At 54.9% G+C, this 21483-nt stretch carries 21 protein-coding genes; 19 read left to right on the top strand and 2 right to left on the bottom strand.

Going from position 1 to position 21483, the window contains the following annotated elements; all coding sequences use genetic code 11:
• Positions 1 to 10: 10 nt before the first annotated feature.
• On the bottom strand, positions 11 to 592 hold the full coding sequence (locus FEM03_RS13685; protein WP_138086834.1) for an HNH endonuclease: 582 nt from the start codon (positions 590 to 592) through the stop codon (positions 11 to 13).
• An 82-nt stretch (positions 593 to 674) separates the two neighbouring features.
• Positions 675 to 998, bottom strand: a complete 324-nt coding sequence (locus FEM03_RS13680) for a hypothetical protein (RefSeq protein WP_138086833.1) — start codon at positions 996 to 998, stop codon at positions 675 to 677.
• A gap of 92 nt (positions 999 to 1090) precedes the next feature.
• Between FEM03_RS13680 and FEM03_RS13675 the strand changes: the two genes are divergently transcribed.
• From FEM03_RS13675 to FEM03_RS13580, 19 genes are all read left to right on the top strand, one after another.
• Positions 1091 to 1900: an ammonia-forming cytochrome c nitrite reductase subunit c552 gene (locus tag FEM03_RS13675; RefSeq protein ID WP_138086832.1), complete on the top strand. Its 810-nt coding sequence runs from the start codon at positions 1091 to 1093 to the stop codon at positions 1898 to 1900.
• Between the two features lie 48 nt (positions 1901 to 1948).
• Positions 1949 to 5245 (top strand): TAT-variant-translocated molybdopterin oxidoreductase, encoded by a 3297-nt coding sequence (locus FEM03_RS13670; RefSeq protein ID WP_138086831.1) that lies wholly within the window; start codon positions 1949 to 1951, stop codon positions 5243 to 5245.
• Between the two features lie 10 nt (positions 5246 to 5255).
• Positions 5256 to 6710: an NrfD/PsrC family molybdoenzyme membrane anchor subunit gene (gene nrfD, locus FEM03_RS13665; RefSeq protein ID WP_206171001.1), complete on the top strand. Its 1455-nt coding sequence runs from the start codon at positions 5256 to 5258 to the stop codon at positions 6708 to 6710.
• A gap of 41 nt (positions 6711 to 6751) precedes the next feature.
• A complete protein-coding gene (locus FEM03_RS13660) occupies positions 6752 to 7309 on the top strand; it encodes a DUF3341 domain-containing protein (protein ID WP_138086829.1) in 558 nt (185 codons plus the stop codon).
• Positions 7310 to 7321: 12 nt separating this feature from the next.
• Complete coding sequence (locus tag FEM03_RS13655; RefSeq protein ID WP_138086828.1) at positions 7322 to 7972, top strand: c-type cytochrome; 651 nt, start codon at positions 7322 to 7324, stop codon at positions 7970 to 7972.
• Positions 7973 to 8029: 57 nt separating this feature from the next.
• Positions 8030 to 9355, top strand: a complete 1326-nt coding sequence (locus tag FEM03_RS13650) for a hypothetical protein (protein WP_138086827.1) — start codon at positions 8030 to 8032, stop codon at positions 9353 to 9355.
• Between the two features lie 97 nt (positions 9356 to 9452).
• Entirely contained in the window at positions 9453 to 10109 is a 657-nt protein-coding gene (locus tag FEM03_RS24765; RefSeq protein ID WP_206171000.1) for a hypothetical protein, read from the top strand.
• A 35-nt stretch (positions 10110 to 10144) separates the two neighbouring features.
• Complete coding sequence (locus tag FEM03_RS13640; RefSeq protein ID WP_138086826.1) at positions 10145 to 11662, top strand: cbb3-type cytochrome c oxidase subunit I; 1518 nt, start codon at positions 10145 to 10147, stop codon at positions 11660 to 11662.
• The gene (locus FEM03_RS13635) at positions 11659 to 12321 is read left to right on the top strand and encodes a cytochrome c family protein (RefSeq protein WP_138086825.1); all 663 of its coding nucleotides are present in this window, start codon (positions 11659 to 11661) and stop codon (positions 12319 to 12321) included. The genes FEM03_RS13640 and FEM03_RS13635 overlap by 4 nt, the downstream gene beginning before the upstream one ends.
• A gap of 28 nt (positions 12322 to 12349) precedes the next feature.
• Positions 12350 to 13078: a c-type cytochrome gene (locus tag FEM03_RS13630; RefSeq protein ID WP_138086824.1), complete on the top strand. Its 729-nt coding sequence runs from the start codon at positions 12350 to 12352 to the stop codon at positions 13076 to 13078.
• Positions 13079 to 13102: 24 nt separating this feature from the next.
• Complete coding sequence (locus FEM03_RS13625) at positions 13103 to 14938, top strand: cytochrome c oxidase subunit I (protein WP_138086823.1); 1836 nt, start codon at positions 13103 to 13105, stop codon at positions 14936 to 14938.
• Between the two features lie 103 nt (positions 14939 to 15041).
• Positions 15042 to 16490, top strand: coding sequence for a cytochrome c oxidase subunit 3 (locus FEM03_RS25185; RefSeq protein ID WP_240772783.1), 1449 nt, complete (start codon positions 15042 to 15044; stop codon positions 16488 to 16490).
• Between the two features lie 50 nt (positions 16491 to 16540).
• Positions 16541 to 16885, top strand: coding sequence for a cytochrome C oxidase subunit IV family protein (locus tag FEM03_RS13610; protein WP_138086822.1), 345 nt, complete (start codon positions 16541 to 16543; stop codon positions 16883 to 16885).
• Positions 16886 to 17120: 235 nt separating this feature from the next.
• Entirely contained in the window at positions 17121 to 17315 is a 195-nt protein-coding gene (locus tag FEM03_RS13605; RefSeq protein WP_138086821.1) for a hypothetical protein, read from the top strand.
• Complete coding sequence (locus FEM03_RS13600; RefSeq protein ID WP_138086820.1) at positions 17312 to 18196, top strand: cytochrome c oxidase subunit II; 885 nt, start codon at positions 17312 to 17314, stop codon at positions 18194 to 18196. Before FEM03_RS13605 ends, FEM03_RS13600 begins: the two co-directional genes overlap by 4 nt.
• Before the next feature lie 111 nt (positions 18197 to 18307).
• On the top strand, positions 18308 to 19321 hold the full coding sequence (locus FEM03_RS13595) for a COX15/CtaA family protein (RefSeq protein ID WP_166442848.1): 1014 nt from the start codon (positions 18308 to 18310) through the stop codon (positions 19319 to 19321).
• An 18-nt stretch (positions 19322 to 19339) separates the two neighbouring features.
• Entirely contained in the window at positions 19340 to 20278 is a 939-nt protein-coding gene (gene cyoE / locus FEM03_RS13590) for a heme o synthase (RefSeq protein WP_138086818.1), read from the top strand.
• A 106-nt stretch (positions 20279 to 20384) separates the two neighbouring features.
• Complete coding sequence (locus FEM03_RS13585) at positions 20385 to 21002, top strand: SCO family protein (protein WP_166442847.1); 618 nt, start codon at positions 20385 to 20387, stop codon at positions 21000 to 21002.
• Between the two features lie 39 nt (positions 21003 to 21041).
• Positions 21042 to 21461, top strand: a complete 420-nt coding sequence (locus tag FEM03_RS13580; protein ID WP_138086816.1) for a DUF420 domain-containing protein — start codon at positions 21042 to 21044, stop codon at positions 21459 to 21461.
• The last annotated feature ends 22 nt before the right edge of the window (positions 21462 to 21483 follow it).

Raw genomic sequence — 21483 nt, 5'->3', positions numbered from 1 at the left:
GATTCCTCGACTACCCGAGGAACATGTCCCAGTCCGCCACGCCGTAGACGTTGCGAATATAATAGGTGGAAGGCATGTCGCGGGGCACGGCGGGTTTGCGCTGCAGTTTGAGGCCGGCTTCGTCGGGAAGTTTGTCGGCTTTGCGGCTGTTGACGCGTTTGTCGGCGAGCACGCAGTTGTCCCAGGTGGTTTTGCCGCCACGGGAGCGGGGCACCACGTGATCAATGTTGCCTTCGTCACGGGCGAGTTTGCGTCCGGTATATTGGCAGACGCCGCCATCGCGTTCCCAGATGCCGCGTCCGCTGAGTTTGGGACGGCGGCGGGGCACCTTGTCATACTTGGCGAGGACGATGACCGTCGGCACGCGCACGGGACCGTGCACGGTGCGCACGAAGTTGTCGCTGTCGCGAACCGGAAGGGCAAACCATTTGTCCCATTTTTCGGGGAACATCTCACCTTCCTCGCCGATGGAGAGAGCGGTGGCGGTTCCAGCGGCCATCATGCAGAAGGCGTCTGCTGGGGACTTGACGTCGATGGCCTGCCAGTTGCGGTTCAGCACCAGCACAGTCGTCTTATGAAGCACGTCGCTCATAGCTGGGAAAACGTTCTCGAATAGGAATGGCTTTGGGTCAACCGATTTCGCTGTGACGAAAAGGTGAGCCGACCCGTTGGGATCACCTTTTGGAAAGAAGCGCAGCGCTTGAATGACTGGCGTGGTGAGATGCACAAATCATGCCAGAGGCGCGGGTTGCCGCATCCAATGCGATACGCTTGAGAAGAGGTCGCCAGCTCTGTCGCACATCGCAGTTCCACCCAACGCGGAGAAAGGCATTCCATGAGAATTCCAATAATTGCTGGCCAAAAATGGCGTCAGGAATCGTCTGAAATGGCATTCCCCTTGGCCTGAATTCTGCCTCGAACACGACTTTAGCGGGGCTTTCTCCACCGGGTGGTGTGACGAAACGTCCACAGACAAAGAAATCAGATGAAAAGTTCAAAAAAATCTGCAATACACGGTTGCAAACCACGGGGGTAAATCTACAATGAGGCCCCTTGTGAAATTTTTCACAAGCGTAGTTCAACTGACTTTATGGGCAATTATTTCCCTCGATGGATCAACTGGCTTCCGCTGAAAATAGCGGTTTGTCTGGGATTTGTGGCAGTGGGCGCGGGAGCCGCAGCCAGTTACTATTTTACGCCGAAATACACGAGGGTGGGCTATGAGCCGACTCAACCGGTGGCGTTTTCACACAGGCAACACGTGGGAGAGCTTGGTCTCGACTGTCGTTATTGCCATTCCTATGTGGAATCGTCCAGTCACGCCAATGTGCCGACCAATGAGACCTGCTACAACTGCCATGGTCCTGACAAAGGACAGGTGAAAAAAGACAGCGTGAAGCTTGCTGCCGTGCGTGAGGCCAAGGAAACTGGCAAGCCTTTGGAGTGGATCAAAATTCATAAGGCACCTGACTACGTCTATTTTAATCACAGCGTTCACATCAACCGTGGGGTTTCCTGTGTGAGTTGTCATGGTCAGGTCAATGACATGGAGGTGGTCAAACATGCGGAGCCGCACAGCATGGGCTGGTGTCTTGACTGTCACCGCAAGCCTGAGGATTCGTTGCGTCCGCTGGATCAGATCACCAATCTTAACTACAAGCCTGAGCAGCTTTCCCGCGAAGATTTTTACGGCAAAATGGTGGCCAAGGGGGCGACGCTAGAGCAGTTGGCGGAGACGATTGGTGCCAAGGAAGAGGCCAAGCCAACGGATTTGCAGTCGCTGATCAGCATTGCCGAAAAAGCTTATGGCCCAAAGATGACCCAGACCGAAGTGGGTTGCCAAATCAAAGCCCGCTGGCACATCACTCCTCCTGAAGACTGCACTGCCTGCCATCGCTAAACCACCTTTTTTCTTTTTCTTTTGAAGAGCGCCTCCCTGAGCTGAAGCATGAAACGCATCTGGCAACATCCCGAAGTCAAGTCCGAGCGCCGCTACTGGCGGAGCCTCGGTGAATATCATGACACGCCGGAATTCAAGGAGAGGCTTGGTCGCGAGTTCGATCCTTCCATCAATTTCATTTCGGAAGATGAGCGTGAAAGCTCACGTCGCCAGTTCATGAAGATCATGGGTGGCGCAGCCGCCTTGGCGGGATTGACGCTCACCAGTTGCCGTCGTCCGTTGCAGAAAATCCTGCCATTCACCGACCACGTTGAATGGATCATTCCTGGCAAGCCTTTGCTTTATGCGACCGCCATGCCTCGTTCCGGTGGAGCGACGCCGATGGTGGTGGTGACGCATGAAGGACGTCCGACCCACTTGCAGGGCAACCCTCTTCACCCCAGTGGCGGCGGGCTCGATGTCTTTGCGCAGGCTTCGGTGCTTGAGCTTTACAATCCGGACCGCGTTAAAGAAGTGCAGGCCAAGGGCAAGGTGTCTTCGTGGAAGGCGTTCGATAAAAAACTTCGTGCTTGGGATCACATGATCTGGGAGAAGGATGGCGGTGAAGGCGTGGCGATCTTGATGTCGCCCAACACGTCTCCGACCCGTTCAGCTTTGTTGAAAGAGGTCGCAGCACGTTTGCCCAAGGCGAAGGTGTATGCTTATGAGCCGCTGCACCGTGGTCAGCAGGCTGCCGCCCTGAAGGCGTTGGTGGGGCCTGGAGTCACCGTGGTTCCTCGCCTTGCAAAGGCCGAACGCGTGTTCGCTCTTGATAGTGATTTCCTTGGTCTTGACGCCGACTCCGAGCTTTTGGTGAAGGATTTCATGTCCATGCGGGCTCCAGTTGATCCTGCGAAGGACAAGATGAACCGTCTTTACGTGGTGGAGAACCGCTACACCCTGACCGGTGGAATGTCGGACCATCGCAAGCCGCTAGCGGCCAGTTTGATTCCCGTCGCGGCGGCCATTTTGGCCGAGGAAGTTGGCAAACTTGCTGGTGACGCCGCGCTTCAGCAGGCGGCGGCAGGTCTTGCGGGCAGTGTTGACATTGGTCTGCGTGAGTGGCTCGCCACGGCGGCCAAAGATCTGGTGGCCAATCGCGGCAAGTCCCTGGTTTTTGCCGGTCCTCGTCAAAGCGAAGCCGTTCAAGGTTTGGTGCTGGCGCTCAATCAAACGCTCGGTGCCCTCGGCACCACGCTTGAACTGTTGCAAACCGGCGCGGATGAGTATGCCGGTGCCGACGAACTCCTGGCGGAAATCAAAGCCAAGAAAATTGGCTATCTTTTTGTCACCGCTGAGAGCGATCCGGCTTATGACCTTCCTGGGTTTGAAGCCGCTGTGAGAGAAGCGAAACCACGCATCGTTCAGCTGGCGCTTCGCCCGAACCGCACCGGACATTTTGCGCAGTGGACCCTTCCCGCCACGACTTATCTTGAGTCTTGGGGTGATGTGCGTCAGATCGATGGCACTTACAGCATCGTTCAACCGATGATCAGCCCGCTCTTTGGCGGAATTTCAGAAAACGATCTGCTCCTTGCCCTGGCGGGTCGCAAACGTCTCAGTCCTGAGCCTCCGGCGGAAGAGTCTGCTGAAGGAGCGCCTGCTCCATTGGCTCCTCCTCAAGCTGATCCTGCTTATGAAGCGGTCAAGGCGAGCTTTGCTGCGCTGGCTGGCGGATGGAATGAAGAGTCATGGAACCATGTATTGCGTGACGGATTTTTGAAGAACTCGGCTTATGCGATCGCTGGTGCCATGTTTAATGTCGGCGCGCTTGCCGGACTCGTGGCTAAAGCACCGATGCCATCTGCGGCCAAACCCGGCGGGGTGGAGGTGGTGCTGGCTCCTTCGGCGAACATGTGGGACGGTCGATATATCGACAACCCATGGCTTCATGAAGCTCCCGATCCGATCACCAAGTTGACTTGGGACAACGCCGCGTGGATCAGTCCCCGCACTTTCGCCTCCCTTGGACTGAAGAAAGACGGCGACACCGTGACGGTGACCGTTGGTGACAAAACTTTGACGCTTCCTGCGTTCCAGTGCCCTGGGCACGCGCATGATTCGGTCACCATCCCGCTTGGCTACGGTCAGAAAAACGTCGGCAGTGTCATTGGTGAACAGCGTGGATTCAATGGCTATCTGTTGCGCAGTGGCGTGAATGAGTTTGTGCTGACGGGAGCCCAATTGACCAATGCTGGTGGACACTACGAGCTGGCCAACGCCCAGGAAAATTACACGATGGAAGGCCGCGCGCTGGTTCGCGAAGGCACCTTGGACAAATTTGAAGGCGATCCTGATTTTGCCCAGACTCAGGGCATGGATTCCCACATTCCACCAAACATCTCGCTTTACAAAGGCCGGATGGGACGGAAGTCGGAAGAGAATCCTGAAGGTTTTGACTACGAAAACGAACACCAATGGGGCATGGTCATTGACCTCAGCAAATGCCTGGGTTGTTCAGCCTGTGCGGTGGCCTGTCAGAGTGAAAACAACATCCCAGTGGTGGGCAAAGACCAGGTCCGCAAAGGTCGCATCATGCACTGGATCCGTATGGACCGGTATTTTGCCACTTCGGATGGTGTGAGGTCGGAGCCCGACATGAGCGAACTCGACAACCCTTCGATGGTGAGTCAGCCGGTGGCCTGCCAGCAATGTGAATCGGCTCCCTGTGAGACGGTTTGCCCGGTCAATGCCACGGTGCATACCGAAGACGGCCTCAACGCGATGGCTTACAATCGCTGCATCGGCACCCGTTATTGCGCCAACAACTGTCCTTACACCGCACGTCGATTTAACTTCTTCGATTGGAACAAGCGCAATCCTTTCACCGAAACCAAGGTGGTGGGCATCACGACGGGCAACCTCTATGCCGGTCCTCTGGGCGAGAAAAAGCCCCAAGAAGTCATCCAGCTCCAGAAAAACCCAAACGTCACGGTGCGCATGCGCGGAGTGATCGAGAAGTGCACGTATTGTGTGCAGCGGCTTGAAGAAGCAAAAATCCGTCAGCGTGCCAAAGCCCGCGATAATCCTGATGAACTTCGTGTGAAGGACGGAATGATCAAGGTGGCCTGTCAGGCTTCCTGCTCTGCTGACGCCGTGATTTTTGGTGACTTGGCCAATCCAGACGCCAAGATCGTCGAAGCCAAAAACAGCCCGCGCAATTACGACCTGCTTAAATACATCGGCACCAGGCCGCGCACCAGTTATCTTGCCCGCATCCGCAACGTGAACCAGGAAATGTTGCCTTTTGAGAAAGATCGCATCGTTCCCACTGGTGGTTCAACCAGCATGAAGAACTCCTTTTGATTGATTGACCATGTCCGATACCGCGACCGCCACTTCTCCACCAGATCAGCCGCGCATTCTTGATCGCGAGCCGTTGGTTTCGAACAATCGCAGCTACAACTGGATCACCGAACGGGTGTGCGGGATTGTGGAGAACCGTCAGCCCGCCCTTTGGTGGTGGCTGTTTGTCCCGTCGGTGTTGCTCGCCGGTGTGACGGTGTTTTGTTTCGTCTATCTCATCTCGACCGGTGTCGGAGTTTGGGGCCAGAAACAGCCGGTGGCATGGGCTTGGGACATCACCAACTTCGTTTTCTGGATCGGTATCGGTCACGCGGGAACCTTGATTTCCGCGATTCTTTTCCTCACGCGTCAGAAATGGCGCACGGCGGTCAACCGCGCGGCTGAGGCGATGACCATCTTCGCGGTGGTTTGCGCCGGTTTGTTCCCGGCGTTTCACGTGGGCCGGGTTTGGATGGTGTGGTTCCTCGCTCCGGTGCCGAATGCCAACGCCATCTGGCAGAACTTCAAGTCGCCGCTGCTCTGGGACGTTTTCGCGGTGTCGACTTACTTCACCGTGTCGTTGATGTTCTGGTATATCGGTCTGATTCCTGACTTGGCCACCCTTCGTGACCGCTGCAAAAACGGTCTGCGCAAAACCCTTTACGGTCTGTTCTCCCTCGGCTGGCGCGGTGGCAACCGTCAATGGAACCATTACGAGATGGCCTACCTTTTGTTGGCGGCTCTTTCCACTCCGCTGGTGCTCTCGGTTCACTCGGTAGTGTCCTTTGACTTTGCGACGTCGGTGGTTCCCGGATGGCATACCACGATCTTTCCGCCTTACTTTGTGGCGGGAGCCATTTTCGGCGGATTTGCGATGGTGTTGACGTTGATGATTCCGGTTCGCGCCATCTATGGCTTGCATGATCTGATCACCGCCAAGCACATTGACAACATGGCGAAAATCATCCTGCTGACCGGCACCATTGTTGGCTATGGGTATTGCATGGAGTTCTTCATGGCCTTCTACAGCGGCAATGCTTATGAAGGGCAGGTTTTCCTGATGCGCACCATGCATGGTCCTTCGGTCTGGTATTTCTACTGCATGTTCATCTTCAACGTGATTTTCCCGCAGCTGTTCTGGTTCAAGTGGTGCCGCAAAAACCTGATCGTGGTGATGGTGGTCTGCATGTTCGTCAATGCCGGGATGTGGTATGAACGTTATGTCATCATTGTGACTACCCTTGAGCGTCACTTTATGCCTGGATCGTGGAGAACTTATGATGCGACCTGGGTGGATAACTGGACCTTCATCGGCACCTTTGGATTGTTTATGACGCTGTTTTTGTTGTTCCTCCGCTTCCTGCCGGTCATTGCGATTGGCGAAGTGAAGGCGATCCTCCCACAAGCCGATCCCCATGCGAATGATCACCACGAAAAAGGGGTGCATGAGCTGGAGATTGAAGCTGGAAAAGTTAAAGTGGCCTAGCCCAATCTGACATCTTACTGACTGACGCATTTCACCCACCTATGGCACGCACCACCCTCAAACGAGTTCACGGTTATCTGGCCGAGTTTGATAGCGTTCAAGACGTCTATCACGCCTCGGAGCACATCCGTGACGCCAAATACCGTCGTTGGGACGTGCATTCGCCGTTCCCGATCCACGGTCTCAACGATGCGATGGGCGTGGAGCGTTCCAAGCTGCCGTTCTTTGTGTTTTTCGGAGGTTTGACGGGGATCACGATCGCTTTTCTTCTGCAATACATCACCCAGGTAATGATCTACCCGACGGTGGTTCAGGCCAAGCCGACCAACATCTTCACCACCCCGGCGTTCTTTCCGGTGATGTTCGAATTGACCATTCTTTTCTCCGCCTTCACCACCGTCTTTGGTTGTTTTGCGATGATGGGATTGCCCCGTTGGAACCATCCACTTTTTACTTCCAAGCAATTCAAGAAGTTTTCAGACGACGGATTTTACATCTGTATTGAAGCCCGCGATCCAAAATTTCACCAGGTCGAAACCAAGGCCATGTTGGAGAAGATTGGCGGTAAAAACATTGAACTGGTTGAGGACGAACTGTAAGCGCGACGACCCATGAAGTATTTCTTTCTTAGTTATCTGCTTGTTGCCATCACCGTCGTTGCTTTCGCCGGTTTCCGTGGACACAAGTTCGAAAACACCCCTTTTGAGCTCCTGCCTGACATGGATGATCAGGCCAAGGTGAAGTATCAGGTTTCGAGCAACCTGTTCGCCGATGGCCATGCCATGCGCAAGCCGGTTGCCGGCACCATGCCGATGGGATTTAATGTTCCTTCCCAACCAGCCAGCGAGGGTTATACGCCGCAGGACATCGAGTTCACCCACGGCACTGGTTATTATTACACCGGGAAAATGGGCGACTTTTATGGGGACGGATTGCCACCTGAAGTCGAATTGACGCCTGCTTTGCTAGAGCGCGGTCGTGAGCGTTACAACATTAACTGCGCGATCTGCCACGGTGAATCCGGCAACGGCCAGGGGATTTTTGTCAAATATTCCACCGTGGTGCCCGCCAATCTTACCGACATGGGGCTGGCCGATCCAGCAGCTCCCACCTTCCGGCCGGACGGCAAACTTTATGACGTGATCACCCATGGTTGGAACCAGATGGGTGCTTATGGAGCAAACATCACGGTGCGGGATCGCTGGGCCATCGTGGCCTACCTTCGCACCTTGGAATACGCCGCCAAGAACCCCGCCAAATAAGTAGTAGTAGCCAGACCTCTTTTGCCTCTGTCTTTGTCTTTGATTTGAATCTCCTGCATGAGCGCCCACTCCATCACTCTCGATGACCTGCCCCGCGACGGTGAACGTCTCGATCTGGCCAAATTCAGCAAGCTCAACGGCCTGATGTTCATTCTCGGTGCCCTCGGCACGGTGATCTCTGCTCTTTATCTGTTTGGGGTTTTTGGACCGGACCGCCAGGCGCAGTTCGCCTATTCATGGTTGTTCGCGTTCTTCTTCTACTTCACCATCACCTGCGGCGGCATCTTCTGGGTGATGTTGCAACATGCCATCAATGCCGGTTGGAGTGTCGCCATTCGCCGTCTGTTTGAGAACCTGGGGGCAAACATCAAGTGGCTCGCCTTTTTCGCCATTCCATTGGTGTTCTCCCCGCCGATTCGTGAGGCCCTTTGGGAATGGATTGCCGCCCATCGCGAAGCTGCCGCGCATGCTGGTGCCGGGGAAAGCCTCTACGACAGCCTTCACCACATGGCTTATGCTGATCCGCATCTGCATTTGCTGGTCGCCAAATTCGGTTATCTGAACATGCCCTTCTGGACGGCGCGTGCCATTTTCTACTTCGTGGTGCTGGGTGCCCTCGCCGTCTTCCTGCGCCGCTGGAGCATTCAACAAGACACGGACGGCAAGTTCAGCCACACCTTCCGTTCCCGTTCGTTCTGCTGCCTTCTGCTTCTGCCCTACGCGCTGACCGTAACTTTCGCAGCGGTGGACTGGATCATGGCGATGGATTACTCGTGGTTTTCCACCATGTGGGGCGTCTACATCTTCGCCGGATGTGCCTGGAGTTCCATGGCGGTGACGATCATCACCCTCACCTATCTTCGTTCCAATGGTTACCTGGGTAAAGTGGTGACCGAAGAGCATTACCACTTGATGGGCAAGTTGCTGTTCGCCTTCACGGTGTTCTGGGCCTACATCGCCTTCAGCCAGTTTTTCCTGATCTGGTATGCCAACATCACCGAGGAGACCCGCTTCTACCTGACTCGCAACACGGGCGGATGGTGGTTTGTCAGCAATCTTCTGGTGTGGGGACATTTCGCCGCCACCTTCGTGGTTCTTCTCTCCGCTGGCCGCAAGAAAAAGCCGGTGCTGATGAGCTGGATCTGCGTGTGGATTCTGTTCATGCATGTGGTCGACATTTACTGGTTGATCATGCCAGAGCGTGCTCCGTCTTTGACCCACGGGGAGTCGATCTGGATCGACGGTGCCGTATGGGGAGACCTGTTTGCCTTCATCGGGATCGGTGGTCTGTTGGGCTGGGCAACCCTCCGTCGTCTTGCAAAAGCCAGCCTCTACCCCTGCCGCGACCCTCGTCTTCTTGAGTCGGTCACCGTGAAGTCCTAATTTTCTGCCAACCTACATGTCGACTCCAACTCCTCCAACACCCTCAAAAGCGCTTTCCGTATTTCTCGGCGTTCTGGCTGCGTTCGCGAGCTTTGCCGTGGCAGCTGCCCTGTTCCAATGGATGTTTGGCGGACCTGCGGCTTCGCCTCTTCATGAAGAGCGCGTCGCCATGAAGGAAGAGTTGACCAAGGCCCAACATGACATCATGGCCCAGTATGGTCTGGCGGGTGATCCGATGCCGGTTTATGAGAAGGTCGTTGGCGTGCTGAAAGGTCGGCCGGTAAAAGCGACCACCGTGCTTGATCCCAAATCTCCCACCGCTCAGAAGGCTGCCGCAGAAGCATCCGCCGCTGCCGAGGCCAAGGAAGCCGCCGATGCGCCACCAGAAAAAGCGAAAAAATCCGATCCAGCCGCTGCTCCAACTCCAGCTCCTGCCCCTGCTGCTCCAGAGCCAACACCTGCTCCAGCATCGACTCCTGCGCCCGCACCCGCTCCCGTTCCTGCCCCGGCAAGTCCTTCTCCCTCACCCGCTCCTGCGGCACCGATGCCTGCACCCGCCACTACTCCTGAGCCTGCAGCGCCAACCCCGGCCCCCTCTGCACCGGCTCCGACTCCCGCCCCGGCCCCTGCAGCACCCACCCCTCCACCGGCTCCAAGTCCAGCGCCTGATTCCGCTCCCATTCCTCCTGCAACTCCCGAAACCGCGCCTGAGCCAGCGCCTGCTCCGGCAGCACCTCCTCAACCCGAAGCTTAATCCGCCTCTCAGCTACGCCTTCATCCCAACATCTCATGGAGACATCAGAAACACCAGTTTCAAACAGTGACAGCCTGCGCCGCGCGGAGATTGACCGCTCGGTGAAAGCGCCGGTGCTGTTTTTCTTCACCAATGCGGCCATGTGGCTGCTGGCTTCAACCGTGCTCGGCTTGATTGCTTCCGTGAAGATTTTCTATCCGCAGTTCCTCGACTATGACTGGTTGTGGTTCCTCAACTACGGTCGGTTGCAGCCGGTTCACATGGCGACCCTCGTTTATGGCTGGGCCATGCAAGCGGGGCTCGGCACCGCGTTATGGCTGATTGCCCGCCGATCACTGGTTCCTCTCGCAGGTGGTCAGGGTTCGATGATCGTGGCCGGCATCTTCTGGAACATCGGCGTGACCATCGGCGTGTTTGGCGTGATTCTCGGTGGCAGCACTTCACTCCAATGGCTTGAATTCCCCGTGTTTGTCTGGCCGCTGTTGCTGGTTTCGTATCTGATCATCGCCTGGAAAATGGTCGCCCACTACATTCTTGCTCAGAAGAAGGACGGCTACCAACTCGTGTCGCGTTACGTGATGGTGGGATTGTTTGCTTTTCCCTGGCTGTTCCTTACCGCCAACCTCTTCTTGAATCATTATGCCAATTCCACTCCGCTCGGAGCTTTCGGAGCTGGCATCAATGCCTGGTATGTCAGTTCGCTGATCCTTCTGTTCTTCACGCCGATCGGGGTTGCCGCCAGTTACTACTTTATCCCCAAGATCACCGGCAAACCCGTTTACAGCTTCCAGCTTGCGCAGTTCGGATTCTGGGGATTGATCGTCCTCGGTGGGTGGACCGGATTCAACAAATACATGGCCGGACCATTGCCAGCATGGATGCCAGGCGTCAGTGGCATGGCCTGGGTGTTGCTCCTGGTGCCTGCGGGCGTTCTCGCCCTCAACAACCACATGACCACCCTCGGCAAACACGGTTTGATTGAGTCGAGCCCGACCCTTCGCTTTGTTTTCGTGGGATCGTTTTCTTACCTGATCATGGCCGCCATTGGTGCATTGCTCGGCACCTTCTGGGGTGGAAGCACGATGCAGTTCACCCATGCCGAATATGGATTCCATTTGCTCGCCATCTACGGTTTCTTCAGCATGACGATGTTTGGCGCCATCTATTACATTGTTCCCCGCCTGACGGGTTGTGAATGGCTCAGCGTCCGCCTCATCCGCAATCACTTCTGGTTCTCGGTTTACGGCATCACCGCACTTGTGGTTTGTATGATCGTCGGCGGTCTCGCCCAAGGTGCGTCCACCAACAGTCCTGACAACTGGAACCAGCCTTTCATCGGCAGCATCACCAATGCCCGCGGTTATCTGATTGGTCGCGCCCTAGCGTGGGCCTTCATCCTTTGGTCGAACACCTGGTTCTTCATCCATCTGGTGCTGATGGTGATGGGACTTGGTCGCCGCACCTCCACTCCCACCCTGCTCGTGCACGACAGTCATCACGACTACGTGCCAGGCACCATCATGTCCGCTACCACTACTGAAATCGAAGCATGACGAATTTCCCGAAATTCATCTACGGTCTGGCTTTTGCCTTTGGCCTTCCCTGGTTACTTCTTGTGATCATACCCGCGCTGTGGGGTCAGAAGCTTGCGCCTCTGCCTTACGATCAGGATCGTGATGGAATGACCGGTGCCTATCCTGGCGGCGGCATCTACCGTCAAGGACAGCTGGTTTATCTCCGCGAGGGTTGCAATCAGTGCCACACCCAGGTGATCCGTCCCTCCTTCGAAGGATTGACCGACGGCTGGAAAATGGGCTGGGGATCCGATCAGACTCCACAGCCGAAGCTGGTGGTGCGTCCGAGCACAGCGCGTGACTACATGCATGAGCCCGTCGCTCCATTGGGCATCGCCCGTAATGGCCCCGATCTCGCGAACGTGGGTTATCGCATCAAGGACGACAAGAAACTGCTACAAAAGCTTTACGCGCCGCAGTCTTTGTTTCCCTGGAGTGTGATGCCGGCCCACCGCCATCTCTTCAAGGTGCAGAAAATTCAAGGTTCTGGCGCGGCCCATGCGCTGGATCTGCCAAAGGAGTTTGCTCCTGAAAAAGGTTATGAAGTGGTGCCCAAGCCGGAGACTTTGGAACTGGTGAAATACATCAAATCTCTCAAGAAAGACGAACCCATTCCCGGTCAGGTGCCGCAAGAGTAGGAATTTTTTAGCAACGATCTGATCTGACATGAAACAAGACGAGCCGACGAACTACGACGCGACCGACCTGGACCGTCTCCATGCCGCTGCCCGGCGTGAGAAGCCCACGGTGCAGCCGGGGCGCGAACCCGCACCCATGTGGGTTTTTGTGGCCAGCATGGCCGCCATGTTGATCGGCGGTGGTTATGCAGGAGCGTTTGTGGGTGGATTCGACTTCAACCGCAGTTCACCCTTCGTTGGTGAGCCGGAAGACGTTCGCCCGATTGAGATTAATCCAGAAGGCGATTTGGACCCGTTCCAGTTCGCGATGAAAAAGGGGGCTTCGGTTTACAACAACTGCACCGGCTGTCACCAGGGAACTGGCATGGGACAACCGGGTGCCATTCCTCCACTGGCCGGATCGGATTGGGTAACCGGCGGAACCGAGCGTGTTGCGCGCGTTGTTCTGCATGGTTTGGCAGGTCCAGTGACCGTGAAGGGAAATACCTACAACAGCGTGATGACCCCATTTGGGCAGCTTTCCGACAAAGAAATTTCCTATGTGTTGACCTACATTCGTAATAGTTGGGGCAACGAAGCTCACATGGTGACTCCTGAGATGGTCAAGCAGGTGCGCGAGACCACCGCCGGGCACACGGGTGCCTGGACAGAGGCGACATTGGCAGAATTTGCAGACAAAGACATTCCCGGCGAGATTCCTGCCGGACCAGGAGCCACCGCTGCACCCGCTGCGGCCCCAGCTCCAGCCCAACCCTGATTCCCTTATCTTTACTAAACACTCATGAGCGCCACCACAGCCAGTCACGATGTCCCTCACGCGGATCACGCGCACGAGGACCATCACAAGCCGAGCTGGATCTACCGTTATGTCTTCTCCACTGACCACAAGGTCATCGGGGTTCAATACGGTCTGACTTCCATGTGCTTTTTGTTGTTCGGATTCTTCCTGATGATGGTGATGCGTTGGAGCATCGCCTACCCAGGCAAGGTGATGCCGATCTTTGGTGCCCTTCTTGGTGATCGATGGGCTCCTGGCGGCATCGTCAGCCCCGAGCTTTACAACATGTTCGGTGCCATGCACGGCACCATCATGGTGTTCCTCGGCGTGGTGCCCCTCGGTTTCGCCGCTTTCGGCAATTACATCATGCCATTGCAGATTGGTGCGGTGGACATGGCGTTCCCAAAACTGAACGCCTGGAGCTACTGGCTTTATTTCATCGGCGGCATGTTGATGATGTTCAGCTTTTTCCTGCCCACGGGTGCTGCCCAGGTCGGATGGACCAACTATTCACCGCTGGCCACCACGGCGCAGATGGATGTGAAAAACATCTTCATGACCGGGGGTTCGATGTGGCTGATGGCCATGGTATTCCTCATATCGTCGTCGCTGCTTGGGTCGGTCAATTTCATCACCACCATTCTCAACCTGCGTTGCAAGGGGATGACCTGGATGCGGATGCCCTTCTTCTGCTGGGCGATGCTGGTCACGGCATTCCTGCTTCTTCTTGCATTCCCTCCTCTTGAAGTGGCCGCCTTGATGCAGCTTAGCGACCGCGTCTTGGGTTCCAGCTTTTTCCTTCCTACTGGTCTGGTTGAAGGTGGCAAACACCTCGACATCGCCGGTGGTGGCAGCCCGTTGCTCTACCAACACTTGTTCTGGTTCCTTGGTCACCCGGAAGTGTATGTGCTTCTGCTTCCTTCGATCGCGATCGTTTCGGACGTCATTCCTTGCAACATCCGCCGTCCATTGTGGGGTTACAAGTCGATGGTTTACGGCGTGTTGGTCCTCGGTTTCCTCAGCTTCATTGTCTGGGCTCACCACATGTATCTGACCGGCATGGGTTCGGTGGTCAGCACCTTCTTCCAGATCACCACGGTGTTGATTTCGGTTCCTTCAGTGATTCTGCTCACCTGTTTGATGATCACCCTTTGGGGCGGTTCCATCCGTTTCAACACGGCGATGTTGTTCGCCGCCGCCTTCCTGCCGATGTTCGGTATTGGCGGTCTGACCGGCCTGCCGCTTGCGTTCAGCATGATCGATCTTTTCCTGCATGATACGTATTACGTGATCGGTCACTTCCACTACGTGGTGGCTCCTGGCAGTATCTTCGGATTATTTGCCGGCATCTATCACTGGTATCCGAAAATAACGGGTCGACACATGAGCGAGTTTCTGGGGCGTCTGCACTTCTGGCCATCCCTCGTGTTGATGAACCTGCTGTTCGCCCCGATGCTATATCAAGGCATTGCCGGCTTCCATCGTCGCTGGCATGATGGCGGTGCAGCCTTTGAAGAAACGACCAGAGGTTTGCTTTGGCTGAACGAGGTCACCTCCTTTGCAGCATGGGCACTCGCCATCGCTCAAATTCCCTTCATCTTGAACTTGTTCCTGAGCATCAAGGGCGGTAAAAAAGCGGTTAGCGACAACCCATGGCACGCCACGACGTTGGAGTGGGCAACCCCGACACCCCCAGGGCATGGCAACTTCCTCACCGAGCCTGTCGTGGTCCGCGGACCTTATGAATACAGCGTTCCTGGTGCTGAAACGGATTACTCACCTCAATGGGTGGCCGACGGCGTCAAGGTGGAGGAAAAGTTAACCCACGCAGATCACTAACCACAGTCCATGAATTGAATGAAGAGTTTCAGCCCGCGTCTGTGACACCGAGATTCCCCGTTCAATTCATCCTTCACCACTCAAAATTCTTTAAGCCAACCAGATGGAAATTCCTTATACCGTGAAACCCCGGCCGGATACCGGCCTCTACAATGCCAAGATTGGCATCTGGCTGTTCCTAGCCTCTGAGGTCATGCTCTTCGGCGGTTTGTTCTCCGCCTACATCTTCCTGCGTCTGGCGCCGGAAGGTCCCTGGCCGGTTCATGTATTGACATGGGAATTGGGTTTCCTTAACACCCTCGTGCTGATTTTCTCATCGATCACCGTGCTTCAAGCATGGCTGGCGGTGAAACGTCGCAAGTTTAATCAGTATCGTATTTGGATGGTGCTTACCTTGGCTTGCGCTGCCGGGTTTATGGTGATCAAAAGCTTTGAATACAATGACAAGTTTCACCACTACGGTGTTCTGATGCAGGATGGCTCGAACATCGAAGGCCACTTTGTTGAGGACAAGGCGGTGGACAACAAAGCCGGATATTTCGTAAAATTCGACGACGTCAAAACCGTCACCCTTTCCACCAAACCCAAGGAAAGCGGTCTCTTCGGCATCACCGTCGGCACGACGGCCTCGGATGCCAAGTTCCTCAAATACCTCACCGCTGGTGAACCGAAATTCAAGACGGAGAGTGGTGAGGAGATCATTCTCGATGGTGCCCAGGTGAAACGCCTGATCAAGGAAGCCCGCGAGAACATCAATCCAACCACCGGTAAGGAGGACCCGCTGTCGGGCGTGACCCTTCAGGCTGTGGCTCCGTTGACTTTTGCCATTCCCGAATCCAAGCTGTTTGATTACGACGGGACCAAGGGGACCTTCCGAGACGGCACGGTGATTGATGGCAAGATGGCGGACGACACCATGCATCTCTATGCTGACAAGCTGGATCTGCGCCGCTTGATTCCTGCTGAAGAGGTCGATCCGGAGAATGCCATCGAACTGCTTCAAAAGGCGGACATCTGGAAGGTGCTTGGCGAGGAGTGGAAAAAGAAATTTACCGATCACGCCAAGGCTGAACTGGCCAAGTTTCATGAGGAACACGCGGATCAGAAGCCCATGTCCAACGGCGACTTCGTCCGTCATGCGTTCACCATGAAACTCAAACTTGCCGGTGGCGAACAACATGCCCTGGTCATGCCGAATTCATCCGAGGCAATGAAGGCAGAGGCCGCTGTCCCGGCGGGCAATGCTGAAAGCCATGATGGTGGTCATCACGACTACCCACAGGTGGCGATCAAGAAGGAGGACATCAAGTTCTACTCCAACTTCACCCCAAAATACGGCAATTACTTCGCCATCTATTTCACGCTGACCGGTCTGCATGGTCTGCACGTGTTGGCTGGCATGGTGGTGATGACGCACTTCCTTCTCTTCGGCAAAAGAATCTATGACAAAGATCCCGAGCACCTTGCCAACCGCGTTGAAGTGGGTGGTTTGTTCTGGCACTTCGTCGACCTAGTTTGGATCTTCCTTTTCCCTTTGCTTTACCTCATGTAAGAGGCTGAGACCTTTCTTTGACCCTGTAATTTCATCGTATTTTTCAATTCATGGCACACGATCACGATCACGACGACCACAACAGTCCCGAATACTTCGCCAAGCAATCCAAGCTCATTTGGATCGTCGGAGCCATCCTCTTCCTTGCCACCGGATTCACTGTGGTGATTTCGAGGGTGGATCTCGGCAGTCACGAATTGAACATCACCGTGGGTATTTTGGTGGCCGTTCTCAAGGCGAGCCTTGTGGCATTGATTTTCATGCACCTTAAGAGCGAGCGTGGACTCGTATACAAGGTGTTACTGTTCACCTTCGTGTTTGTGCTCGGATTATTCTTCCTGACCTGGATGGGTTTCGCCTATCCGTTGGTATCGAAGGAAATCGTTAATTTCTAAATAATCATTTCCATGTCGCTTCGCGGTTTTCACATTCTGTTCCTTTTCTTAGCGTTAGCGTGCTTGGGTGGATTTTCGGTGTGGACAATCATGGAGCCCGAGTTGGCTTTAGAAAACAACGCTGTCGTTATTGGCAACCTCAGTGGATCGCTGGCCCTTGGGCTTCTCGTTTACACGCTGTGGTTCGTCCTAGTGAAAAGCAAAACCATTCGAGTCTAATCTCAACGATCACGTCATGAATTTTTTGCCCAATCTGCTTTCCTGCGCGGTGTGTCTGCCTGATCAGACCACGGAAATTGCCCGCGCCGCCAACATGATGCTCATGTTCATGGTGGTGGTAGTTTTCTTCGTGCTGGGCCTGCTCATCAAAATCATGTTTAACTTTGCCCGCCGTGAGCGCGAGCACCTAGAGTCACTTAACAACCAATGAACGCACCCGAACTCGCCTTTTTCTCCATCAACCAATTGCTAGGCCTGCCTCCGCTTGCCTCTGAGCACGGCGGCATGGTGGACCACATGATGGAAGTGGTGAACTGGTTCATGTTCATCCTGTTCCTTGGCTGGTCCATCTTCCTGGTGATTGTGTTCACCAAGTTCCGTAAGGGGCGTCATCCGAAAGCGGATTATCACGGGGTCCGCGGGCATGCCTCCACCCACATCGAAATTGGGGTGGTGATTGTCGAGGCGATTCTGCTTCTTGGTTTTGCATTTCCTCTCTGGTCCCAGCAGTCTGTGAACTATCCAAGCGGTGGCGATGTGGTCAAGATGCGTGCGATGGGTGAAAAGTTCCTCTGGAATTTCCAGTATGCAGGTTCGGACAAGTCGCTGGGCAAGGTGCATTTGAAACATATCGATGTCGCCGCCGGGAACATTATTGGTCGCGACTATAAAGATCCGAACGGCAATGACGATTTCATCAAAGGTGGCACGATGACCATTCCGGTGGATCGTCCGGTGATCATTGACGTCAACAGCAAGGACGTGATTCATAACCTCGCTCTGGTGACCATGCGGGTGGCGCAGGATGCGACTCCTGGGGTGCATGCCCACATGTGGTTCAAGCCTACAAAAAAGGGTTCTTGGGACATCATTTGCGGCCAGCTCTGCGGACCAGGTCACAGCGGCATGCGGGCGACCTTGGAGGTGATCGATCAGGCGGAGTTCGATGAATTTATCGCCGAAAACAGCGCGGCAGCGGCCAAGCAGTTTGCGGAAGCTCAAGCGAAGGCCAGCGGTATGCCTGCTCCTGCTCCTACAGCTTCACCTGCTGCGGAAGCTCCGGCACCAGCACCTGCTGCGGCTGTTCCTTGAGCGATCATCAACGCTGTCTAACAGGTTTTGGTCAGTGAGACGAAGTGGATGACGCTTCGTCAGCGGTTGCTGGATGTTGGGTGGAGGGCGGACACTAACGATTCAAGAGGCATGAAGTGGACTTTATTTCAGAAGATTGCCCTGGTGACTTTCATCACGGTGGAGTTGCTGATTTTTGTGGGGGCCAGTGTGAGGGCATCCGGATCTGGATTAGGCTGTCCTGACTGGCCGCTTTGTTACGGGCGGTTGATTCCACCGACCAAGGTGGAGGACATCGATTTCGACCATCTGGATCTGGAAAAATTCCGTGAGAAAGCCGCGCGGCATGGTCGTGATCCGGCAAGCATCACTGAGGAGAGTTTGCGGGCGGAGTTTGATGCGGTTTCCACCTGGATCGAATATTTTAATCGTCTGACAAGCATGCCGGTGGGCTTGTCGGTGCTGGTGCTTTTCGTTGCGTCGTTTGGTCAATTCAAACTGAGGCGTCCCGGAGTATTTGCCGCGGCGGTGGCTTCATTGTTTTTAGTGCTGCTCAATGCCTGGCTGGGCGCTCAAGTGGTGTTGAGCGGACTCAAACCGGGAATTATCACGCTGCACATGGCGTTGGCCATTTTGCTGCAATGCATGCTGGTTTACACGGCTTGGGGCGGAACCTCTGCGCCTTGGCGCTTGAAGGTGGAGGCCAGTGCCGCCCCCGGACTTTTTTGGGTGGCATCGACGTTGCTGGGACTGGTGGTGCTTGAGGGGATACTGGGTTCGCAGGTGAGGGAAATGACCGATGAGTTGTCACGGATTCATCAGGGAGAATCCCGCAGTGACTGGGTGGGTGAGCTGGAGCAAAGCATGTCCTATATTTATCACCGCAGTTTTTCGTGGGTGATTGTGGGTTGGACGTTGTATTTTGCCTGGCGGGTGCGGCGCAGCATGGGGGGCTTCGGCTGGCTGGAATTGTCCATCGTGGGACTGGTGTTTGCGCAGATGGTCCTTGGCATCGTGCTGGCACATGTAGGTATCGTGCGGACGGCGCAAGTTTTGCACATTGGATTGTCATCGCTGCTGGTCAGCGGCCTGTTTCTGTGGATATTGGGCGTTTGGCGGGCGCGTTCTGCGAGTGCCAGGGGTTAAAACGCACCAATTTAAGTCATGTCCGATTCGGTCAGTTCCGCCACCACCTCCAGTCCACCGTCCAGGTTGACCCGCGCGGACTTGCTGACGCTGACGAAATTTCGCCTCAGTGCGTTGGTGATCGTGACGACCTTTTTTGGATTCTGGCTGAACCGTGGCGAGCCGTTCAATGGTTGGCTGCTGGCGCATACCTTGATCGGCAGCATTCTCGCCGCGTTTGGTGCTGCGGTGTTTAATCAATTGATGGAAATTGAGCCGGACAGCCGCATGCAACGCACGGCTGACCGCCCGCTTCCTGCGCGGCGCATGGAGCCGAGTTTTGCTTTCGGGATCGGTTGGTTGCTGAGTGCTTTCGCGCTGATCCATCTGGCCAACATGGTCAACATTGAGGCGTCCATTCTCACCGCGATGACCTTGGGGGTGTATTTGTTCATCTACACGCCGATGAAGCAGGGTTCGGCGTGGAACACGATTGTGGGCGCGGTTTCAGGCGCACTCCCGCCGTTGATTGGCTGGGCGGGGGCGATGGGGCCGCCGACTTCCGAGGCTGAATCCATCCGCTGGGGATTGCTGATTGAGCCCGGGGCGATCTATCTGTTTCTGCTGTTGTTCCTTTGGCAGTTGCCGCATTTTCTGGCGATCAACTGGATGTATCGGGAGGAGTATCGCAAGGGAGGATTTGTCATGTGGGCCAATGACGATGACAGTGGTGGCAAGACGTCGCGGCTGGCGTTGATCTTTTCCATTTTGGCAGCTGCGTTGATGTTGCTGCCGCCATTGACGGGACTGACAAATTACTGGTTTCTTCTGCCCGCACTGACCGTGAATTTCGTATTAATTCTGCTGGCGTGGAAGTTTTGCAGTGAGCGTGAGCGTCCGGTCGCACGCAAGCTCTTCTTCTACACCCTGATTTATCTGCCGCTCATGCTGGTCATCAGCATGGTGTTTTGGCAATAAACTTCAGTGTTCCAACGCTTCTCTATACAAAACCATGTCCGATCCTGAAAAACCTCAGAAACAGCCGCTTCACCCTTTAAGCATTTGGATTCCGATCATTTTGATCATGTTGGGATTGGTGGTGTTTTGGAACTACATGATGAAATTGCAGGCCGACAAGTTGACGCCGCGTTTACCCATGCTTTCGCGTCTGGAGAAGAACTTCACCTTTACTGAGAGTAATGGTCAACAGGTGGAACTGAAAGAGTTGCAGGGGAAGGTCATTCTTGCGTGCTGGGTGTTTACGCGCTGCCCGCGTGGTTGTCCTGGCGTGGTTGCCGAGATGAAGAAGCTGCAGGATGAATTTGGAGACAGTGCAGACATTCATTTTCTCACTGCCAGTGTCGATCCTGACGACAAGCCGGAGGACCTGCGCAAGTTCACCGAGAACTTCAAGCTTAGCACGAAGAACTGGTGGTTTGTTACCGGGCCCAAGGATGATCTTCGCGTCTACATGACCAAGTATTTCGGATTTCAGGACGTGCAGGATGTGCCGGAAGCGGATCGATTGACGCCAGACGACAAGTTTCTCCATGACATGAAAGTGGCGCTGGTTGATCACAACGGGCACGTGCGGGGATTGTATGACATCTCCAGCCCTGACCCGGAGTTCGCGGGATTTTTCAGGGAAAAAATCCGCATCGATATCAAGACGCTGCTCGAGGATCAAAAAAGCGCGAAGTAGCAGCCCCGATTTACCCCTCAATTCTCCTTCATTGAACTCATGGAAGTTACTGACCTGCCCTCATTAAACGCAACATTGAACGGTGTTTCTACCATCCTGCTGGTGGCCGGATGGCTCTCCATCAAGGCTGGAAAAAAAGGGGCTCATATTGGATTCATGGTGTCGGCATTGCTGGTGTCAGCCGCCTTTCTGACGAGTTATCTGATCTATCATTACCACGTGGGCAGTTTTCCGTTTCGTGGCAAGGGAGAGATTCGGTATGTCTATTTCACCATTCTTATCTCGCATATCATTTTGGCGATCGTAAATCTGCCGATGATCATCATGGCCGTGGTGCCGGCGATTGGTCGGAAGTTTGACAAACATAAACGCATCGCGCGCTGGACGCTGCCGGTCTGGCTTTATGTTTCGGTGACGGGAGTGATTATTTACTTCATGTGCTACATCTGGTTTGTGTAGAATGGCGCGCCACACGGCGTAG

It is taken from the genome of Phragmitibacter flavus (assembly GCF_005780165.1).
In the GTDB taxonomy this organism is placed as follows: domain Bacteria; phylum Verrucomicrobiota; class Verrucomicrobiia; order Verrucomicrobiales; family Verrucomicrobiaceae; genus Phragmitibacter; species Phragmitibacter flavus.
Note: the sequence above shows the minus strand (reverse complement) of the source record. Positions and strands in the feature narration are given on the sequence as shown.

Bases quoted from the DNA above. Each gene is read 5' to 3' on its own strand.
- FEM03_RS13625 (WP_138086823.1), top strand. From the start codon at position 13,103: ATGAGCGCCACCACAGCCAGTCACGATGTCCCTCACGCGGATCACGCG.
- FEM03_RS13685 (WP_138086834.1), bottom strand. From the start codon at position 592: ATGAGCGACGTGCTTCATAAGACGACTGTGCTGGTGCTGAACCGCAAC.
- FEM03_RS13660 (WP_138086829.1), top strand. From the start codon at position 6,752: ATGGCACGCACCACCCTCAAACGAGTTCACGGTTATCTGGCCGAGTTT.
- FEM03_RS13655 (WP_138086828.1), top strand. From the start codon at position 7,322: ATGAAGTATTTCTTTCTTAGTTATCTGCTTGTTGCCATCACCGTCGTT.
- FEM03_RS13585 (WP_166442847.1), top strand. From the start codon at position 20,385: ATGTTGGGATTGGTGGTGTTTTGGAACTACATGATGAAATTGCAGGCC.
- nrfD (WP_206171001.1), top strand. From the start codon at position 5,256: ATGTCCGATACCGCGACCGCCACTTCTCCACCAGATCAGCCGCGCATT.
- FEM03_RS13605 (WP_138086821.1), top strand. From the start codon at position 17,121: ATGAATTTTTTGCCCAATCTGCTTTCCTGCGCGGTGTGTCTGCCTGAT.
- FEM03_RS13630 (WP_138086824.1), top strand. From the start codon at position 12,350: ATGAAACAAGACGAGCCGACGAACTACGACGCGACCGACCTGGACCGT.
- FEM03_RS13600 (WP_138086820.1), top strand. From the start codon at position 17,312: ATGAACGCACCCGAACTCGCCTTTTTCTCCATCAACCAATTGCTAGGC.
- FEM03_RS13650 (WP_138086827.1), top strand. From the start codon at position 8,030: ATGAGCGCCCACTCCATCACTCTCGATGACCTGCCCCGCGACGGTGAA.
- FEM03_RS13640 (WP_138086826.1), top strand. From the start codon at position 10,145: ATGGAGACATCAGAAACACCAGTTTCAAACAGTGACAGCCTGCGCCGC.
- cyoE (WP_138086818.1), top strand. From the start codon at position 19,340: ATGTCCGATTCGGTCAGTTCCGCCACCACCTCCAGTCCACCGTCCAGG.
- FEM03_RS13580 (WP_138086816.1), top strand. From the start codon at position 21,042: ATGGAAGTTACTGACCTGCCCTCATTAAACGCAACATTGAACGGTGTT.
- FEM03_RS13610 (WP_138086822.1), top strand. From the start codon at position 16,541: ATGGCACACGATCACGATCACGACGACCACAACAGTCCCGAATACTTC.
- FEM03_RS13670 (WP_138086831.1), top strand. From the start codon at position 1,949: ATGAAACGCATCTGGCAACATCCCGAAGTCAAGTCCGAGCGCCGCTAC.
- FEM03_RS13595 (WP_166442848.1), top strand. From the start codon at position 18,308: ATGAAGTGGACTTTATTTCAGAAGATTGCCCTGGTGACTTTCATCACG.
- FEM03_RS25185 (WP_240772783.1), top strand. From the start codon at position 15,042: ATGGAAATTCCTTATACCGTGAAACCCCGGCCGGATACCGGCCTCTAC.
- FEM03_RS13635 (WP_138086825.1), top strand. From the start codon at position 11,659: ATGACGAATTTCCCGAAATTCATCTACGGTCTGGCTTTTGCCTTTGGC.
- FEM03_RS13675 (WP_138086832.1), top strand. From the start codon at position 1,091: ATGGGCAATTATTTCCCTCGATGGATCAACTGGCTTCCGCTGAAAATA.